The sequence below is a fragment of the Sphingomonas cynarae genome, from assembly GCF_039537815.1.
In the GTDB taxonomy this organism is placed as follows: Bacteria; Pseudomonadota; Alphaproteobacteria; order Sphingomonadales; family Sphingomonadaceae; genus Sphingomonas; species Sphingomonas cynarae.
This window is the reverse complement of the sequence record NZ_BAABBF010000002.1, coordinates 486,204-505,653: the sequence shown is the minus strand read 5'-3', so window position 1 is coordinate 505,653 and position 19,450 is coordinate 486,204. Positions and strand designations below refer to the sequence as shown.

Below are 19,450 nucleotides of genomic sequence, written 5' to 3'. Positions count from 1 at the left end.
ATCGACGATCGATGGCCGACCCGCCGGTGAACAATCCCGATCCGCGTCCTGCCGTCCCCATAGCGGTCGAATATTGTAGCAGTCTTAATGCTCTTTCGATCGGTATTGCGCCCATGACGAAGCGCCGTTCACCGCCCTCGATATGATCGGGATCGTGGTTGATCGCGGCCGGATCGAACGGCGTCCGGAACGCCCCGGCGATGCGGCACGGCCAACCCGCCGTCACATCCATGTTGCGTCGCGGCGGCCATCGGGCATGATGCTGCGGCAACCACGCGGGGACCATCATTTGCGCCTTACCCTTGCCCTGACACTGCTCGTCGCCACGCCCGCCACCGCGCAGCAACAGCCGAATGCCGCACCGGCCGCCGGCCCGACCCGCGCCTTTACCGGCGCGGACCTGTTCAGCCTGTCGATCGCCAGCGATCCACAGATCAGCCCGGACGGCCGGACGATCGTCTATGTCCGTCGCACCGCGGACGTGATGACCGACCGGATGCAGTCGTCGCTGTGGCTGATCGACGTCGCCTCCGGCCGCCAGTCGCCGTTTGCGGCACAGGGGGCCAGCCCGCGCTGGTCGCCGGACGGGACGCGCATCGCCTATGCCGCCAGCGGGGGCGCCGACGCGGGCGGATCGCAGCTGTTCGTCCGCTGGCTGGCGACGGGGGCCAGTGCGCGCGTGACGGGCTTTCCCGGCGATCCGCAGGCATTGGCCTGGTCGCCGGACGGGACTCGGCTGGCCTATGTCGCGACGGTGGCGGGAGAGGCGACGACGCTGGGCAAGGCCCCGGCGAAACCGGACGGCGCCACATGGGCCGAGCCGCTGACCGTGATCGACCGGGTGAACTATCGCAACGACGGTCCCGGCTATGTGAAGCCGGGTCGCGACCATCTGTTCGTCGTCGCCGCGGAAGGTGGCGCGGCGCGGCAACTGACCTTCGGCGCGTTCGATGACGGCGGGCCGCTGTCCTGGACGCCGGACGGGCGCGAGATCGTCTTCGCCGCGATCCGGGGGCCGGATGCGGAACGACAGGTGATGAACTCCGATGTCATCGCGATCGATGTGGCGAGCGGCGCGATGCGGACGCTGACGAACCGTGACGGCCCGGACGGCCAGCCGCGCGTATCGCCCGACGGCGCGCGCATTGCCTGGCTGGGGTTTGACGACAAACGGCGCAGTTACGAAAACACCCAGCTCTATGTCGGCGATCGTCAGGCGGCGGCGCCCCGTTCGCTCACCGCCTCGCTCGATCGCGGGATCGAGGAGGCGATATGGGCCCCGGACAGCCGCAGCCTGTATGCCAGCTACGATGATCGCGGCCAGCGGCGGATCGCCCGGATCGCGCTGGACGGGCGGACGACGTCGCTGATCGACAACGTCCAGGGCGACGGACTGGATCGACCCTATACCGGCGGCGAATTCTCCGTGTCGAAGGGCGGCACCATCGCCTACACCGGCGGCGATGCCGGCGCGCCCGCCGATGTGTGGGTGTGGAACGGCGGCAAGGCCCGCCGCCTGACCCGGCTGAATGCGGTGCTCACGGATGCCAAGGCGCTGGCCCCGGTCCGCAAGATCGTGGTGACCGCGCCCGACGGCCGGCCGATCGACGCCTGGCTCGCCACGCCGCCCGGCCGCACGGCCGGACAGCGGATGCCCCTGATCCTGGAAATCCACGGCGGCCCCAACAGCGCCTATGGCCCGAGCTTCGCGACCGACGTGCAGCTTTATGCGGCGGCGGGTTATGCCGTGCTGTGGACCAATCCGCGCGGATCGACCTCGTACGGGGCGGAATTCGCCAACCTGATCGACAAGAATTATCCGTCGGCCGACTATGACGATCTGCTTGCCGCCGTCGACGCCGCGATCGCCGACGGCACCGCCGATCCCGACAATCTGTTCGTCACCGGGGGTTCGGGCGGCGGGGTGCTGACCGCCTGGATCGTCGGCAAGACGAACCGGTTCAAGGCCGCCGCCACGCAGAAACCCGTCATCAACTGGGTCAGCGAGGCGCTGACGATGGACAACACCCTGTTCACCTCGCGCTACTGGTTCAGCAAACTGCCTTGGGAGGACCCGATGAGCTACTGGAACCGCTCGCCCCTCAGTCTGGTCGGCAACGTGAAGACGCCGACGCTGGTCGTGGTCGGCAGCGACGATTACCGCACGCCGGTGTCGGAATCGGAGCAATATTATGCCGCGCTCCAGATTCGCGGCGTGCCGACCGCGCTCGTGAAGGTGCCCGGTGCCAGCCATGGCGGCTTCACCGCGCGGCCGTCGCAATCCGCCGCCAAGGCGTCAGCGATCGTCGCCTGGTTCGACCGGTATCGTCTTCCCGCCGCCGCCGCCACGCCCGCCGCCACAGCCGCCAACGCGGGGCAGGCGAAGTGAGGGGGCGGCCTGCCCTGCGCCTCGCGGCGGTCGCGCTGCTGCTCGCCGGCGCTACTGTCCATGCACAGGCCGACAAGCCCGCGGCGACACCCGCCAAAAAGGCGGAGGACACGACGAAGCTGCCGCCGCTGCCCGCCGACCGATCCATCGCGCAGACCGCGCAGATCGGCGGCCGGACGGTCGCCTATCGCGCCACCGTCGGCACGATCACGGTCCGCGACGATACCGGCAAGGAGATCGGGCAGGTCACCTATACCGCCTACACGGTGCCCGGCCGCGATCCCGGCCGCCCCGTCACCTTCGCCTTCAACGGCGGACCGGGGGCGGCATCCGTCTACCTCAATCTGGGGGCGGTCGGGCCGAAGCGCGTGCAGTTCGGCGCGCAGGGGGATGCCCCGTCCGATGCGCCGATCGCGCGCGACAACCCCAATAGCTGGCTGGATTTCACCGATCTGGTCTTCATCGATCCGATCGGCACCGGCTTCAGCCGCAGCCTGGTCGACGAGGCGGAAACGAAGAAGGCGTTCTTCGCGAACGATCCCGACATCCGGTATCTGTCCAAGGTCGTCTATGACTGGCTGGTAAAGGAAGGCCGGCTGCGCTCGCCCAAATACCTGATGGGCGAAAGCTATGGGGGCTACCGCGCGCCGCGCATCGCCTATGAACTGCAATCGCAGATCGGGGTCGGCGTGAATGGCCTCATCATGGTGTCCCCCTATCTCGACCCCGCCGTCGGTGACGATGCCACCGCCCTGTCACCCCTGCCATGGATGATCGGTCTGCCGTCGATGGCGGCGGCGACGCTGGAACGGCAGGGCCGGCTGACCCCGGCCGCGATGGCCGATGTGGAGGCGTATACCCGTGGCGATTTCGCACGCGACCTGCTGCGCGGCCGATCCGATCCGGAGGCGACGAGCCGGATCGTCACGCGCGTCACCGAACTGACCGGGCTGGAACCCGCGCTCGTCCGCCGGCGCGGCGGCCGAATCGATACCGGCACCTATCTGCGCGAAATTCACCGCGCCGACGGGACGATCGGCAGCGTGTACGACTCCAACGTCACCGCTTTCGATCCCTTCCCCTGGTCCGCGCAGCAACAATCGAACGATCCGATCCTCGACGCGCTGATCGCCCCGACGACCAGCGCGATGGTCGATTTCGTCACGCGGGAAGTCGGATGGAAGACCGACGCCCGCTACAACGCGCTGTCCTATGCCGTGAACCGCGCCTGGGATCGCGGCAAGCCGGCAGACACGCCGGTCGGCGATCTGCGCAAGGCGATCGCCAACGATCCGAAGATGCGGGTGATGATCGTCCATGGCTGGGACGATCTGTCCTGCCCCTTCTTCGCATCCCGCCTGATCGTCGACCAGATGCCGGCATTCGGGCAGGCCGAACGGGTGCAGCTTCGCGTTTATGCGGGTGGTCACATGTTCTACAGCCGCAACGACAGCGGCGCACAGTTCAAGGCGGATGCCCGGCGACTCTATCGGTGAAGGCGGTCACGGCGACATCGGGATCGGTCGCGCAGATACCGCTGCGCGACCATCCACCCCAATGGCAAGTTCATCGGGCAAATCCGTTTCCGGGCCTGTCGCCGATCGACGAATGTCGTGCCATCGTTGATATCACCGCGATCGTTCGACGAGTTTCCTGGGACTTCGATGTTGTCCGGCATTGCAAACGATCCGGTGTGCATATCGGAGACGGTTACAGTGGCCGTCGATTATCGCGATGACTGCAGGATGTCATATTCGCTCTCCGACCCGATCACGACCCGGGCAGGCATGCTGAAAGGTCTCCGAATCGGGGATCTCACCGCATTCCGCGGCATACCCTATGCCGCGAGCCCTACCGGGGAGCGACGCTTCGCGCCGCCCGAACCCGTCGCGCCCTGGCTTGGCATCAGGCACGCGGTGGAGGCCGGACCGAACGCGCCGCAACGCCTCCGCACCGTACCGGATCTCGATGCCGCGCCGCTGATCGGGCATGGCTGGTCGAAAGGCGACGACTATCTGACGCTCGACATATGGCAGCCTGCCGGCGGGGCGGACATGCGGCCGGTCATGGTGTTCATCCATGGCGGCGGGTTCGTTGTCGGCAGCAAGAATGCCGCGGTACAGGACGGGGCGACGTTCGCACGCGACGGTATCGTCTATGTCGCGATCAACTACCGTATGGGTGTCGACGGGTTCCTGCCGATCCCGGGCGTGCCGACCAATCTGGGCCTGCGCGACATGATCGCCGCGCTCGGCTGGGTCCGCGACGAGATCGCTGCGTTCGGGGGCGATCCTGCGAACGTCACGGTGTTCGGCGAAAGCGCGGGTGCGATGGCGATCGCCGATCTGATCGCCTCGCCGCTCGCCAGGGGGTTGTTCAGACGGGCGATCGTCCAGAGCGGCCATGGCGGCATGACCCGTGCGATCCCGGTCGCGCAGCGACTGGTGCACACGCTCGCCAAATTGCTGGGCATCACCCCCGACCGCGACGGCTTTGCGCGCATTCTGCCCAGCGAACCCTTGCTCGACGCGGTCGACGCAGTGTCGCTGCCGACCGCGCGGATCGACCTGCGCGGGCCCGACGGGCGCGAGCCGGTGTTCGGGATCAGCCGCTTCATTCCCGTCCACGGTGACGACGTGCTGCCACTCGAGCCGCTTGAGGCGTTGCGCCAGGGCGCGGGCACCGAGGTCGAACTGCTGATCGGCAGCAACCGCGAGGAGATGAACCTCTATCTCGTCCCCAGCGGCGTCCGCGACAAGCTTTCCAATCGCCTGGGCAAGCTGCTGGCCTGGTTCGTGCTGCGCAAGTCGCTGCCGCACGCATGGGCCGCATTGAAGGCCTATGGCATGGGGCGCGGCAAGCCGGCGGGACAGGCGCTGACCGACGCGATGTCCGACCTCGTCTTCCGCTGCCCCGCGCGGCGGTTCGCGGAGGAGCATCGCGGCAAGACGCATGTCTATGAATTCGAATGGCGCTCGCCGCGGTTCGACGGCGGGCTGGGCGCGGCGCACGCCATGGAGCTGCCTTTCGTGTTCGACAGTCTCGCCACCTGCACCGGCGTGGAGGGACTGTGCGGCACCGCCCCGCCCCAGGAACTGGCGACGCGCATCCATGCCATCTGGGTACAGTTCGCGCGTGACGGCACGCTGCCCTGGGCGCCGTTCGATCGCAACACGCGCATCGTCCATTCGCTCGAGGCCGACCGGGCCGCGTTCGAGCCGGTCATGCCCGCCGCTGCCTTCCTGCCCTGATCGGATTTGCCCATGTATCTTGAGCGACTGCGCCTCGATGGACGTACCGCCTTTGTCACGGGCGGCGCGCAGGGCATCGGCTATGCCTGCGCGGATGCGCTGGCCGAGGCGGGCGCGCGCGTCACCATCGCGGATCGCGACATCGATGCGATCGGTGCTGCGCTCGAAACGCTTCGGACCAAGGGCCACCGGATCGAGGGCGTCATCCTCGACGTCACCGACTCCGCGCGCGTGACGCAGGTAGCCGATATGGCGGGCGGTGCGGACATCCTGGTCAACAACGCCGGTATCGCGCGCAGCGAGACCGCGGCCGAGGACGTGACCGACGAGCATTGGCTGAACGTCCTCGACGTCAACCTCAACGGCACCTTCTGGTGCGCGCGCGCCTTTGGCCGGCATATGCTGGCGCGCGGGCGCGGCAGCATCGTCAACATCGGTTCGATGTCGGGCATCATCGTCAACCGGCCCCAGCCGCAAAGCTATTACAATGCCTCCAAGGCGGCGGTGCATCAGCTGACCAAAAGCCTTGCGGCGGAATGGGCGGATCGCGGGGTGCGGGTTAACGCGGTCGCGCCGACCTATATTGCGACCCCGCTGAACGCCTTTGCGGACAAGACCGGCGAGATGTATCGCCGCTGGATCGACGGCACGCCGCAAGGCCGGCTCGGCACGCCCGAAGAGGTCGCCTCGGTGGTCCATTTCCTCAGCAGCGATGCGGCGAGCCTGATGACGGGCAGCATCGTCCTGGCCGATGGCGGCTATTCCTGCTGGTAGATCAAGCGAACGAGCCGATCGGCACAGTCTCGGGACCTTTCCGATAGGTCATGACCAGCGCATACCTATCTGACAGGTGGACGATACGATCCGCCCCTTGTTGGAGAGGATCTCGATGCGACATTCGTTGCTTGCCCCGCTGGCTGTGTCCACCGCCCTTGCGCTGATCGCGTCCGCGCCCGCCACTGCGCAAACTGCCGGGCCGCAAAGTGCCGGACTTCAGGGCGCTCAGACTACCAATCAGGGCACGCCCGCCGATCCGCAGACGGATACCGACGCGGCAACCGACCCGGCCGCTTCCGACATCATCGTCACCGCACGCCGCCGCGAAGAGCGGTTGCAGGACGTGCCGATCGCGGTCACGGCCATCTCCGGCGATGCGATCAAGCAGCAGCAGCTGGTCGTCGTGCGCGACGTTGCAGCATACACCCCCGGCCTCAACATCAACTCCGATTCGGTAGGCCGCGCGTTCGTTTCGATCCGTGGCATCGGCACCACGCTGATCGACACGGTGCAGCCGGGCGTCGGCATCTTCATCGATGGCGTCTATCAGCCCAACACGACCTATCTGAACTCGCCGCTGGTCGATGTGGCCCGCGTCGAGGTGCTGCGAGGGCCGCAAGGCACACTGTTCGGCAACAACACGCTCGGCGGTGCGATCAACGTCGTGACGCGTCAGCCGACCAACGAGTGGCAGGGCCGCCTCGACGGCGCACTGGCGACCGGCGACAACTACGCCTCGGCTTCGGCCAGCATCTCGGGCCCGATCATCGACGATGTGCTGCAGTTCCGCATCGGCGGCGCGTATCACCGCGAGGACGGGTTCCAGCGCAACATTCTCGCCGGCGGCGATCAGAACCCGCTGAAGACCAAAAGCGTCAACGGCACGATCCGGTTCCTGCCCGCCAGTTGGGCACGCTTCACGCTCAACGGCGGCTATGACCGCGTGTCGGGTGGCTCGACGCCCTATTTCAACGTGCGTGGCCCGCGCGACTATACCCTGGACGGCCGTACCAACCAGCGTAGCCTTGCGGTGATCGATTACTATGCGGCAAACCTGAAAGGTGAGTTCGATGTCGACAGCCTCGACACGACGATCACCGCAATCGGGGCGTACAACCAGTCGGACACGCGCAGTTCCGGCGACGGCGATTACAGCCCGCTCGACTTCTTCCGCTCCACGTCGGACCGAACGCTCAGGACGCGCACCGGCGAGATCCGCTTCGACACCCGCTGGAGCGAAAATTTCTCGACACTGGTGGGCGCCTTCTACGCCCGCTCGACCATGGATGCGACGACCACGACCACCATCGTGCCCGCGAACCTGACCGTGCCCGGCGCTGCGACGTCGGAGAACGAGAACATCGCAGGGTTCGTCACCGGTTTCCTGAACTTCGGCAGCGGCCTCGATCTGGCGGTCGGTATCCGCTTCGATCATCAGAAGCTCGACGCCTCGACCGCCGGACTCGATGCTGCCTACAAGGCGGACGAGTGGCAGCCGCGTGCCACCCTCTCAAAGCGTTGGTCCCCGGACTTCATGACCTATGCCTCGGTCGCTCGCGGCGTGCGCGGCGGCGGCCAGAACGGGCCGGGCGCGCCCAATCTCACCTACCGCGGCGACAGCGTTTGGACGTACGAGGTCGGTTCGAAGGCAAGTGCGTTCGATGGCCGGCTGACCGCCAACGTCGCCGCCTTCTATAACGACTACAAAAACTTCATCGGCGCCAACGCGCTCGCGCCATCGACCATCATCAGCCCAACCACCGGCCAGCCGGTCGGCTTCGTCGCGATCAACCTCAATTCCGGCAACGTCGAAAGCTATGGCGCAGAAGCCGAACTGGCGTTCAACGTCAGCAAATTGTGGCGGGTCTATGCCAATGCGACGCTGCTCCACTCGCGCGTGACCGACTCCAGCCAGTTCCAGGCGACGACGGGCTATGCCTATCCCGGCGATCGGATCCTGTTCGTGCCCGATGCGAACTACGCGATCGGCACGAACGTGCGCGTGCCTTTCCATCGCGACCAGGCGATCGTGGTCGACGCCAATCTGGTCGCCAAGGGCCAGCGGACCGGCGCCTCGCTCGACGCGGCCTCGGTGCCGCTGCTCGATGCCTATCACCTCGTCAACGCATCAGTCACCTGGCAGGCAGGCCCGCTCGAGGTTGGCGCGTTCGCCACCAACCTGTTGAACGAAAAATATGTCGAGACCTATCTCGATTCCTCGCTGCTCCGCCGGGCTGGTCTACCTGCGCCGCTCGTCTCGAACCTTGCGGTTCAGTCGCCACGCCGCCGCATCGGCATCCGCGGCACGGTGCGGTTCTGACATGATGCACGTGCCCAACCCGATCCGCCCGCCCCTCGACGAGACGTTCGTTGCCGCCTTGCGGCAGCGGTTCGGCAACGCGCTGGCGATGGGCGAGAGCATCCGCCGCCAGCACGGCACCAGCGAGGCGCATTTCGCCGAAGCCCTGCCCGATGCCGTCGTGTTCGCCGCCTCGACCGAAGAGGTCGCCGACTGCGTCCGGCTCTGCACCGCCGCGGGCGTCGCGATCGTGCCGTTCGGGGCCGGCACCTCGATCGAGGGCAACGCGCTGCCGGTGAATGGCGGGGTCAGCCTGAACCTGTCGCGGATGGATGCGATCCTTGCCATCAACGCGGAGGATTTCGACTGCATCGTGCAGGCGGGCGTGCGGCGCGAGGAGTTGAACGCGCACCTGCGCGACACCGGACTGTTCTTCCCGATCGATCCCGGCGCGAATGCGACGATCGGCGGCATGGCCTCGACGCGCGCCAGCGGCACCAACGCGGTGCGCTACGGCACGATGCGCGAGGCGGTCTTGTCGCTGACCGTCGTCACCGCCGACGGCAGGGTGATCCGCACCGCCACGCGCGCACGCAAGTCGGCCGCCGGGTACGACCTTACCCGGCTGTTCGTCGGTGCCGAAGGCACGCTCGGCATCATTACCGAAATCAGCCTGCGGCTTCATCCCATTCCCGAGCAGATCATGTCGGCGGTATGCGGGTTCGAAAGCTTGCAGGGCGCGGTCGACACCGTGGTTCAGTCGATCCAGTGCGGCATCCCGTTGGCACGGGTCGAAATCCTCGACGACAAGCAGATGGCGGCGGTGAACCGCTGGTCGAAGCTCGATTATCCCGAAGTGACGACACTATTCTTCGAGTTTCACGGCTCGCCGGCCGGCGTGGCCGAGCAGGTCGAGACCGTCGCTGCCCTGGCGGAGGCGAACGGCGGCGGCGCGTTCGCCTGGTCGAACCAGCCCGAGCAACGCGCCAAATTGTGGAAAGCGCGGCACGAGGCCTATTATGCTGCGGTCGGCGTCCGCGCCGGTGCGGTCGGCTGGACCACCGATGTCTGCGTGCCGATCAGCCGCCTGCCCGAATGCATCCTGGCGACGCGGGCGGATATCGACGCGGGCTCGGTCCCCGCATCGATCCTGGGCCATGTCGGCGACGGCAATTTCCACGTCATCTTCGCGATCGATCCCGCCGCCCCTCACGAGTTCCAGGAGGTCGAGGCGATCAATCGCCGCCTCGTCGAGCGGGCGATCGCGATGGACGGGACCTGCACCGGCGAACACGGCATCGGCATCGGCAAGCAGGACTGGCTGGTCGCCGAGCTGGGCGATGCGGTCGATGTCATGCGCACGCTGAAGCGCGCGCTCGATCCGCAGAACCTGATGAACCCTGGCAAGATTTTCAGTCTGTAAGCCGCGCAGCCGGACCGGTTCCAGCCACGCGCCGCGATCCTATGAGGATTCCTCGACGATGACCCTGCACGCCGCCGATCAGGCGCCACCCCGTCTTGAGCCCGGCCTGGGCCGCTCGCTCCTGCCGCTCTTCGCCCTCGCCCTGTCGATGATGATCGGCTTCACGGTCATGGGATCGTTTGCCACCGTGCAGGAAGGCGCCAAGGCCGAACTTGGCCTTAGCGATACGCTGCTGGCGCTCATTCAAGGCGTCGGCGCCGCAGTGCCGCTGGTGCTGTTCTCCATTCCGATCGGTATCCTCGTCGACCGGTTCAATCGTGTCCGCCTGCTGCTGGCATTGGCGATGCTGTGGACGGCCGGCACGCTGCTGACCGCCTATGCTCCCGGTACGGGAACGTTGTTCGCCGCCCGCATGATGACCGGGATCGGCACGACCGGCGCACTGACGGCTGCGCTGTCGCTGGGGGCCGACCTGTGTCGACCCGATCAGCGCGGTCGTGCGATGCTGATCGTCTCGCTCGGCAAGGCGGCGGGTCAGGCCGGGGCATTTGCGCTGGCCGGGCTGTTGTTCGGGCTGTTCGCGGGTGGCGGCTTCGGGCTCCTGCCCTGGCGCGCCACGCATCTCGGGCTGGCGGGTATTGCGCTGGTGCTGATCGTTCCCGTCCTTTTCCTGCGAGAGCCGCCGCGCCGCGAGATGGCGGCGGGGCTGCGCGCGCCGATGGGCGTTCTTGCGGGCGAATTATGGGTTCGCAGGCGCTTTTTGCTGCCGCTGTTCATCGGTCAGGTATCGGTCGTCATGGCCGACGCGGCCGCCGGCATATGGGCCGCGCCGGTGCTGACGCGCGTCTATCGGCAAACCCCCGACGCGTTTGCCGGCTGGATGGGCGCGCTGATCCTGGCGGCGGGGATCGGCGGCGCGATCCTTGGCGGACTTGCCGCCGACTGGGGTCAGAAGAGCGGTCGGCGCGGCGGCGTCCTGTCGGGGGCGATCATCGCCGCCGCGATCGGCATCCCGGCGGCGTTCTTTCCGATCGCCGGCAGCATCCCGCTGTTCGCGGCGGCGTTGGGCACGCTGGTCCTGGCCGGGACGATCACCGGCCTCATCACCTCCGTCACGCTGACCGTGCTCATCCCCAACGAACTGCGCGGCCTGTGCATCGGCGCGTTCATCGCCGTCGCCGGGCTGATCGGCTTCGGTCTGGCACCGACCCTGGTGACGCTCGTCGCGCGCATGCTCGGCGGGGAGGCGCAGCTCGCCCCGGCCCTGACGATCGTCGGCGTCGTCACCAGCACGTGTTCGGTTTTCGCCTTTCTGCTCGCCATGCGCGCCGCCCCCCTGTCAGCGATTGACGAACCTATCTGAAAGGTTCACGATCTCATCCATAAGGGAGAAGGCCGATGACGCCGAAAGAGCGGATGCCAAGGGAGCGGATCAACGTATCGCCGGAAATGCTGTCGTTCGTCGGCAGCGGCCCGATCGTCTGCGATGTGCTGCCGACCGACGCGATGGTCTTCGGGTTTCATTTCAACGAGGGATCGCCGACCTTCCATTATGGTCGCGCGCTGGTCGATGCGGCGGATGCGCCGGTCGTGCTGGTGGTCGCCTCGCATGCCTGTCGCCGCATCTTCGGGTCGCTTCCCGAGGCCGGGAGCGTCTGGCATCTGCCGGCGGATCTGGCGCTGCTTGCACTGTCGCTCCACGAATGCGCCATTCCCGAACCAGCCCGTGCCACGCTCCGGCTCGCCAAGAGCATTGAGCTGCTCTGCGGCATCTTCGCCAGCTTCGCCGACGGGTCGCTGATCGCGGCCGATGGCGTGGGTGATCTATCCGAGCGTGACTCCGCACGGCTTGCCGCCGCAAGACGCCTGGTCGACGAACGCTGGCAGGAGAAGCTGACACTCGACGGCATCGCACGCGCCTGCGGCCTCAATCGCGCCAAGCTGACCCGGGGCTTCCGCGAGGCGTTCGGATCGACCGTTGCCGACGCGATCGCCGACCGCCGCCTGCAAGGCGCGCGTCGGCTGCTGATCGCCACCGACCTGCCCGTCTCCTCGATCGGCTATCGTTGTGGCTACAGCAACAATGCCAGCTTCACGCGCGCCTTTTCCCGCCGGTTCGGCATGGCGCCCACGCATCTGCGCCAGCTGGAGGCCGCCGCATGAGCGTGGCGCCGACCCGCGCGACGGACGGTGGTTCGCTGGTCGATCACGCCATGCACCGGGTTCGCGAACATATCCGCATTCATGACCTGAAGGTCGGTGACACGCTGCCCGGCGAGGGCCGGTTCGCAAACGATCTGGGCGTCAGCCGCGCCGTGATGCGCGAGGCGTTCGGCGCGCTGGCGGCACTGCGGCTGCTCGATGTCGGTAATGGCCGCCGTGCGCGTGTCGGTGCGATCGACGGGTCGGTCATGGGCCGTGCGATCGATCACGCGGTCGCCACCGCGCAGGTGTCGGTGGCGGAGGTGTGGGACGTTCGCCGCACGCTGGAACTGCGCACCGCCGAGCTTGCGGCGGTCAACCGTTCCGACGCGGACGCTGCGGCCATCATGCGCCATGCCGACGCGATGCGTGCGGCCGGCGACGACCTGGCGGAGGTGACGCGTCACGACATCCGGTTTCATCAGGCGATCGCGCAGGCGGGGGGCAACGGGCTGTTCCTGCAGATCGTCCGCTCCTTCGAGCCGCTGATGACCGTCGCGGTGCCGACCGCCTGGCAGACGCGCGTGACCCATGCCCAGCGCGAGAACATCCTTCATCAGCACCACGAGATCGCGGACGCGATCCGTCACGTCGACCCCGCCCGCGCCGCACTTGCCATGAGCGAGCATTTCGATGCGTCGATCGGCAACCTGTTCGGCCGCTAGGTCAGGCATTGCGGTATCCACCGGATACTATCCGGACGGATGGCCACCTTCGGCCTGATCGCGCCGGCGATGCCCATGCGGATTACGGCATCTAATTACCGGCGCGCGCGCGATCCGGAAAATCGGTAGCAAGGTAGAACCATGGCGCAGCTTCGACGGGCGAACAATGTGGCCGATCTTCGCCTGATGGCACGCCGGCGGCTCCCGCGGCCGATCTTCGATTATATCGATGGCGGTGCCGACGACGAGTGGTCGTTGCGTCGAAACGTCACAGCCTTTGCCGATTACCAAATCGTGCCCGATGTCCTGAATGACGTTTCGTCGATCCGGACGGAGACACGGATATTCGGACAACCGTCGCGCTGGCCGCTGATGCTGTCGCCGACCGGACTCACCCGGATGTTCCATGGCCATGCAGAGCTTGCGGTGGCCCGTGCGGCAGCACGACACGGGCTTCTCTACAGCCTGTCGACGATGGGCACGACCCGGCTTGAGAATCTCGCGCAGGCCTATGCCGGGCCCAAAGTCTTCCAGATCTACATCTTCAAGGACCGCGGCCTCACGGCCGAGTTCGTCGCGCGCTGCCGGGAAGCGGGCTTCCACGGCCTGGCCCTGACGGTTGATACGCCTGTTGCCGGCAATCGCGAGCGCGATCGGGTCAGCGGTCTATCGCTACCGCCCAAGCTTACCCTCAAATCGTTGTTCAGCTTCGCATGTCACCCCTTCTGGTCGCTCCCCGCGATGACCGGATCGAAGTTCGACCTCGCCAATGTCAGCCACAAGGTCGACGCCCTGGCATCCGGACCGATGAGCCTGTTCGACTATATCGGCGGCCAGTTCGATCGCTCGGTTGGCTGGCGCGATGTCGAATGGCTCGCGCAGGAGTGGAACGGACCGCTCGCGATCAAGGGCGTGATGACACCCGAAGATGCCCGCCGGTCGATCGCATCGGGAGCGACCGGCGTGATGATCTCCAACCATGGCGGACGCCAGCTGGATGGCGCGCCCGCACCGATTGACCAGATCCAGGCGGTGCGTGAGGCCGTTGGCGAGGCACCGGACGTGATCTGCGATGGCGGCATCCGGCGCGGCTCCGACGTGGTCAAGGCGCTTGCTCTGGGAGCGACCGCCTGTTCGGTCGGGCGTCCCTATCTGTATGGCCTGGCAGCTGGCGGAGAAGCAGGCGTCGAACGCGTCCTGACGCTGCTCCACGAGGAGTTCGAACGCACCCTGACGCTCGCGGGGGTCAACGACATCGCTTCCCTGTCCCACCGCCATGTCCGTCATGTCCGCCATCGCCCCGAACGCGGCCACGCCTCGCCGGCTGTTTGATCCTGGGCTTCATTGATGGGGTATCGGCACAAGCCTGGAAGGATGCTCGTGGCACCGGTTCCACACGACAGCGCCCGGACGGCATAGGCGATCCGTCGAGGGCTGGCTGCGCCTTTTAGTGGCGTGCGCAGGTCCGGCATCTACAGCCCGTGGTGCGGATGGGCAGACGCTGACGGCTGACAGACTGTTTCCAATACGTCACACCAGACCCTGAAAGTTATCGATCTGGCCATCGCCGTTCTGGGAAAATCTTGACGGCACCGAGGCCGATTGAATAAATCAAAATGAGTTAAGAAAAGGCGTGGGCGGCATGATTGCCAGCCGACACCGACGTGGGAGGATGATGATGGGTGATTTTCGCAAGCCGCTGCGCTGTATGTTGCTGGTTTCGGCGGCATCGCCCGTCGTGCTGGGCATCGTCGCACTGACAGCGGCTTCCGCTGCGGCGCAGACCGGCAACACCGCCGGGACCCCCGCCACCAGTCAGGATTCGGTCGCAGCACCCGATCAGTCGGACGGCGACGCCGATATCGTCGTTACGGGTATCCGCGCATCGCAGGCCCGGTCGATCGAGGTGAAGCGCAACGCCGACAGCGTCGTCGAGGCGATCAGCGCGCAGGACATCGGCAAGCTGCCCGACGTCACCATCTCCGATTCGCTGCAGCGCATTTCCGGCGTCCAGATTCGTCGCAGCGCCGGCGAAGGCGCGGAGGTCAACATCCGTGGTCTGCCGCAGGTCACGACGCTGATGAACGGCGAACAGTTCCTGGGCGCCAACTCGGTCACCTCGGTGCAGCCGAACTTCACCGACATTCCGTCGCAGCTGTTTTCCGGCGCCACCGTGTTCAAGTCGCCGACCGCCTCGCTCCAGCAGGCGGGCCTGACCGGTACCGTCGACCTGCTGACGCGCCGTCCGTTCGATCTGAAGCGCGGCCTGACCATGTCCGCCGCCGCCGAGGCGCAGTATGGCGACCGGACCGACAAGTTCAATCCGTCGGTCAACGGCCTGTTATCATACAATGCGGGTCGCGTCGGCCTGCTGGTGTCGGCCGCGTACAGCGACCTGACGCTGGGCAACAGCTATCGCGGTGTCCAGGATTACGGCGTGGCGATCCGCAGCGAGCGTAACTTTGTCGATAACGGCGTGACCCGGAACGATTTCGGCGTCGGGCTGCCTGCGGGCCAGTTCCGCGGCACCGCGGTGCGGCAGAACGGCGCCATCGTCGGCTATGACGTGAACGGCGACGGCGATGCCAATGACGCCTTCATCACCCCGCAGGCGCACACCGCGTGGAACCGCATCACCAGCCGCGAGCGCTTCGGCGCCAACGCCTCGCTCCAGTTCCAGATCAACGACGCGCTGAAGCTGACCGCCGACGGCTTCTACACCCGCCAGACCCAGTATGATCGGACCGCCGGGTTCCAGTTCGCCGCGATCGACTGGCAGTCGTCGCCCTTCCTGCCGACCCGGTCGACCAACACCGGCGCCGGCATCCGCGATCAGCGCGGCACGCTGCTCGATCTGAACACCGTCCAGACCTACCAGTACGACATGCCGAATTTCGACAGCTATGCGGAAACGTTCCGGATCAAGTCGGAATCGCAGAACTACAACCTGCAGCTCGACTGGGACAATGGCGGCAACCTGAAGGCGACCGTTCGCGGCGTCTATGGCAAGGCCAGCCGCAAGTCGGATCAGTCCTACACGCAGTTCAGCCTGACCAACGGCACGCAATGGGCCTATAGCGGCGTCGGAAACTATCCCGCTGCGCTGGGTGGCGATGTGCGCTTCAACCCGACCGGCTATGCCCCCTACAGCCAGCAGGCCACGGTCGATTACAGCAGCGGCGCCCCCGTCTTCACCTTCCCCCAGGCGTTCCTGAACCAGACCCAGGATCTCGCACGCTACGGCCTGAAGACGATCTCGTCGGAGAACAACGTCTATCAGGACGGCGACATGTACGCCTTCCGCGGCGACGCCGAATGGAGCCCGAGCGAGCAGTTCTCGCTGAAGGTCGGGGGCCGCTACGGCAAGCGCAGCGTCGACCAGTTCACCTTCGAGCGGGTCTCGCCCTTCTACGCCGGCAACCGCGACAATGCGCAGAACCCGGCCGCCGGCTGCCTGGTCAAGTGGAAGGCGTTCGACGTCAACCTGAACGACGGCGCATGCAGCGTGCGCGATGCCTCCGGTGCGGCCTACACCGCCGGTTATACCCGGCTGGCCAATGATCCCGTGTTCGCCGGGCTCATCAAGCAATATTCGCTGCCCGCCGCCGGCACGCCGCCGCTGTACGTCCTCGACCCGAAGGCGATGGACGATTCCGAGGCGTTCCAGAACAAGTTCTATCCGGGCAGCATCAACAACGTGAACCCGGCCGACTCGTTCGGCATCGATCTGAAGCAGATTTCGGGCTATGCCGAAGTCAGCGGCGAAGGCGACATCTTCGGCCTGCCGTTCCGCGCCAATGGCGGCCTGCGCGTCGTCAACACGCGCTTCAGCGTCCGCCAGAACATCGTCGGGGCGCCACAGCCCTATGGCCTGTCGGGCCGGGATACCGGTGACGTCGTGACGAAGCGCGACTTCACCGATTTCCTGCCGGCGTTCAACGTCGCGGTCGACCTGACCGACAAGCTGCGCGCGCGCGCCGCCTATTCGAAGACGATGACGTTGCTCGACTTCCTGCAATGGGGTGGCGGCCTGAACGTCGATTATGCGATCAACACGCAGATCACGCCCAACCGGTTCGAAGCGACGGGTGCCAACGCCCGCGGCAATCCGCAGCTCGACCCGTGGCGTGCCGACAATGTCGAGGCGAGCGTGGAATATTACACGGGTCGTTCCAGCCTGATCGCGGCGGGCGTGTTCTACATATCGGTCGACAGCTTCATCGCCAACGCCACCATCTTCCGCAACGACATTCCCGACAATGACGGCGTGATCCGTCGCCCGGTCCCCGTCCGCACCGCGGTGCAGGGCGAAGGCGGCACGCTGAAGGGCGTCGAACTGTCGACCAAGCAGTCGCTGGCGGATTACGGCGTCGGCGGCTTCGTCGGCGGCTTCGGTGTCGATGCCAACTACACGCTGTCGCTGGGCGATGCCGGGCTGACCGATCTGGCCGGCAACAAGCAGCCGTTCCAGGACAATTCGAAGCATCAGGCGAATGCCGCCCTGTGGTACGAGCAATATGGCTTCCAGGCCCGCGTCGCCTACAACTACCGCTCGAAGCGTCTGGTCTCGTCCGATTACGGCGGCATCGGCGGGCTGGCGCAGTATCAGAAGCCGACCAGCTATCTCGATGCCTCGGTCAGTTACGATATCCTGCCGAACGTCACCCTCTACGGCCAGGCGTCTAACCTGACGGCGGAAACCGAGCGTTACTACCTGACCTTCTCCGATCAGGTCCTGTACGAGAACGTCTACGAACGTCGCTTCATCGGCGGGGTCCGCGTCAAGTTCTGATCGGTTCCCACCGTCATTCTCCCAACCTCGCGCCGCATCCGCCACCCGGTCGATGCGGCGTTTTTTTCGATCGGTCCGGGTCTCATCATCCTGTTACGGTGGCGGCATGGATAGCGACGCTTTCTCCCCTTCTTCTTCCCCGATCCGGTCGATCGTCATCGTCGGCGGCGGGACCGCCGGCTGGATGGCCGCGACCTATCTCGCCCGCCGGCTGGCGCATCTGCGCCTGTCGATCACCGTCATCGAAAGCAGCGCGATCGGCACGGTCGGCGTCGGGGAGGCCACCGTGCCGGCCATCCGCGATTTCTTCGCGGCGATCGAACTGGGCGAGCCGGAGGTGCTGCGCGAGACCGAAGGCACGATCAAATACGGCATCCGTTTCGCCGGCTGGCAGCGGCCGGACCATGCGTTCTTCCACCCCTTCGGCCTCTATGGCATGCCCGCGCGCGGCGTCGCCTTCCATCAATACTGGCTGAAGATGCGCGCCGCCGGCGATACGACGCCGCTCGATCGATTCAGCCTGTGTACGCAACTGGCGGAGCGCGGGCTGTTCCTGCCGCCGACGGACCGGCCGCAGAACGATCTCGGCGTGTTCGACTTCGCGGTCCATTTCGACGCGTCGAAGTTCGCCGCGCTGCTCGGGCGGCTGGCAAGGGCCAATGGCGTCGCGCATGTCGACGCGCGGATCGACCATGTCCACCGCCACGGCGACGATGGCCGGATCGAGGGGGTGACGCTGGCCGATGGCCGCCGGATCGACGGCGACCTGTGGATCGACTGTTCGGGCTTTCGCAGCCTGTTGCTGGGCGAGGCGCTGGGCGTGCCCTATGTCGACTGGCGCCACTGGTTGCCGTGCGACCGCGCCGTCGCCATCCCCTGCGCCGCGGCGTTCGACGCGCACAAGCCGCTGACCACCGCGACCGCGCGCAGCGCCGGCTGGCAGTGGCATATCCCGCTGCGCCACCGCATCGGCAACGGCCATGTCTATTGCTCGGACTTCATCGACGATGCCACGGCCGAGGATGTGCTGGTCGCCCATATCGAAGGCGCGCCGCTGGCCGCGCCCAATCGGCTGCGCTTCACCACCGGCCACCGCGCCCGGTTCTGGGAGAACAATGTCGTCGGGCTGGGCCTGTCGTCGGGATTTCTCGAACCGCTGGAATCGACCAGCATCACCCTGATCCAGTCGGGGCTGGAACGTCTCGTCGCGCTGTTCCCGGACCGGGCGATGGACCCGCGTCTGGCGGCGACCTACAATCGCCAGTCGGTGCTGGAGTTCGAGCGGATCCGCGACTTCCTGTTCCTGCATTACTGGTCGAACCGGCGCGAGGGCGAACCGTTCTGGGATCACATGCGCGGTCTGGCCCCGCCGGAGAGCTTGCAGGTCAAGCTCGACGCATGGCGCGCCGGCGGTGAGTTCGTCCGCAACGAATGGGATACGTTCCAGGACCCCAGCTGGCTCAGCATGTATGCCGGGTTCGAAGACCTGCCGGTTCGCCATTCGCCACTGGCCGACCAGTTCACCACCGCCGAACTGGCCGACACCTTCGCGCGGATGAAGGCGGCGATCGCCGCCACGCTGGCCCATGCCGAACCGCATGCCCGCTTCCTCGACCGGCTGCGACCGGCATGATCCCGTCCTGCCGACCCGG

The 19,450-nt window shown here is 66.5% G+C and carries 12 protein-coding genes; all 12 read left to right on the top strand.

Annotation, left to right across the window (positions count from 1 at the left end; translation table 11 throughout):
- Nucleotides 1–289 precede the first annotated feature (289 nt).
- The 12 genes from ABD719_RS05695 (at nt 290) to ABD719_RS05640 (ending at nt 19,431) form a co-directional block, all read left to right on the top strand.
- Nucleotides 290–2,389, top strand: coding sequence for a S9 family peptidase (locus ABD719_RS05695; protein ID WP_344692399.1), 2,100 nt, complete (start codon nt 290–292; stop codon nt 2,387–2,389).
- Nucleotides 2,386–3,885 carry a S10 family peptidase gene (locus ABD719_RS05690; RefSeq protein WP_425567114.1) on the top strand — a complete coding sequence of 500 codons (1,500 nt, stop codon included), beginning with the start codon at nt 2,386–2,388 and terminating at the stop codon, nt 3,883–3,885. The genes ABD719_RS05695 and ABD719_RS05690 overlap by 4 nt, the downstream gene beginning before the upstream one ends.
- Nucleotides 3,886–4,053: 168 nt before the next feature.
- The gene (locus tag ABD719_RS05685; protein WP_425567113.1) at nt 4,054–5,640 is read left to right on the top strand and encodes a carboxylesterase/lipase family protein; all 1,587 of its coding nucleotides are present in this window, start codon (nt 4,054–4,056) and stop codon (nt 5,638–5,640) included.
- 12 nt (nt 5,641–5,652) lie between these two features.
- Nucleotides 5,653–6,414, top strand: coding sequence for an SDR family NAD(P)-dependent oxidoreductase (locus tag ABD719_RS05680; RefSeq protein ID WP_344692397.1), 762 nt, complete (start codon nt 5,653–5,655; stop codon nt 6,412–6,414).
- A 115-nt stretch (nt 6,415–6,529) separates the two neighbouring features.
- Complete coding sequence (locus ABD719_RS05675) at nt 6,530–8,737, top strand: TonB-dependent receptor (protein WP_344692396.1); 2,208 nt, start codon at nt 6,530–6,532, stop codon at nt 8,735–8,737.
- Between the two features lie 4 nt (nt 8,738–8,741).
- Complete coding sequence (locus ABD719_RS05670; RefSeq protein WP_344692590.1) at nt 8,742–10,139, top strand: FAD-binding oxidoreductase; 1,398 nt, start codon at nt 8,742–8,744, stop codon at nt 10,137–10,139.
- Between the two features lie 58 nt (nt 10,140–10,197).
- The gene (locus tag ABD719_RS05665) at nt 10,198–11,502 is read left to right on the top strand and encodes an MFS transporter (RefSeq protein WP_344692395.1); all 1,305 of its coding nucleotides are present in this window, start codon (nt 10,198–10,200) and stop codon (nt 11,500–11,502) included.
- A 35-nt stretch (nt 11,503–11,537) separates the two neighbouring features.
- Nucleotides 11,538–12,302 carry a helix-turn-helix domain-containing protein gene (locus ABD719_RS05660; protein WP_344692394.1) on the top strand — a complete coding sequence of 255 codons (765 nt, stop codon included), beginning with the start codon at nt 11,538–11,540 and terminating at the stop codon, nt 12,300–12,302.
- Entirely contained in the window at nt 12,299–13,006 is a 708-nt protein-coding gene (locus ABD719_RS05655; RefSeq protein ID WP_344692393.1) for a FadR/GntR family transcriptional regulator, read from the top strand. Before ABD719_RS05660 ends, ABD719_RS05655 begins: the two co-directional genes overlap by 4 nt.
- A gap of 141 nt (nt 13,007–13,147) precedes the next feature.
- On the top strand, nt 13,148–14,338 hold the full coding sequence (locus ABD719_RS05650; RefSeq protein ID WP_344692392.1) for an alpha-hydroxy acid oxidase: 1,191 nt from the start codon (nt 13,148–13,150) through the stop codon (nt 14,336–14,338).
- A 346-nt stretch (nt 14,339–14,684) separates the two neighbouring features.
- Nucleotides 14,685–17,798, top strand: coding sequence for a TonB-dependent receptor (locus ABD719_RS05645; protein WP_344692391.1), 3,114 nt, complete (start codon nt 14,685–14,687; stop codon nt 17,796–17,798).
- A 106-nt stretch (nt 17,799–17,904) separates the two neighbouring features.
- Complete coding sequence (locus ABD719_RS05640) at nt 17,905–19,431, top strand: tryptophan halogenase family protein (RefSeq protein ID WP_344692390.1); 1,527 nt, start codon at nt 17,905–17,907, stop codon at nt 19,429–19,431.
- The last annotated feature ends 19 nt before the right edge of the window (nt 19,432–19,450 follow it).

What these genes read in the sequence shown, in the direction of transcription:
- ABD719_RS05685 (WP_425567113.1), top strand. Translation starts at nt 4,054, where the DNA reads ATGTTGTCCGGCATTGCAAACGATCCGGTGTGCATATCGGAGACGGTT.
- ABD719_RS05680 (WP_344692397.1), top strand. Translation starts at nt 5,653, where the DNA reads ATGTATCTTGAGCGACTGCGCCTCGATGGACGTACCGCCTTTGTCACG.
- ABD719_RS05675 (WP_344692396.1), top strand. Translation starts at nt 6,530, where the DNA reads ATGCGACATTCGTTGCTTGCCCCGCTGGCTGTGTCCACCGCCCTTGCG.
- ABD719_RS05670 (WP_344692590.1), top strand. Translation starts at nt 8,742, where the DNA reads ATGCACGTGCCCAACCCGATCCGCCCGCCCCTCGACGAGACGTTCGTT.
- ABD719_RS05665 (WP_344692395.1), top strand. Translation starts at nt 10,198, where the DNA reads ATGACCCTGCACGCCGCCGATCAGGCGCCACCCCGTCTTGAGCCCGGC.
- ABD719_RS05660 (WP_344692394.1), top strand. Translation starts at nt 11,538, where the DNA reads ATGACGCCGAAAGAGCGGATGCCAAGGGAGCGGATCAACGTATCGCCG.
- ABD719_RS05655 (WP_344692393.1), top strand. Translation starts at nt 12,299, where the DNA reads ATGAGCGTGGCGCCGACCCGCGCGACGGACGGTGGTTCGCTGGTCGAT.
- ABD719_RS05650 (WP_344692392.1), top strand. Translation starts at nt 13,148, where the DNA reads ATGGCGCAGCTTCGACGGGCGAACAATGTGGCCGATCTTCGCCTGATG.
- ABD719_RS05645 (WP_344692391.1), top strand. Translation starts at nt 14,685, where the DNA reads ATGGGTGATTTTCGCAAGCCGCTGCGCTGTATGTTGCTGGTTTCGGCG.
- ABD719_RS05640 (WP_344692390.1), top strand. Translation starts at nt 17,905, where the DNA reads ATGGATAGCGACGCTTTCTCCCCTTCTTCTTCCCCGATCCGGTCGATC.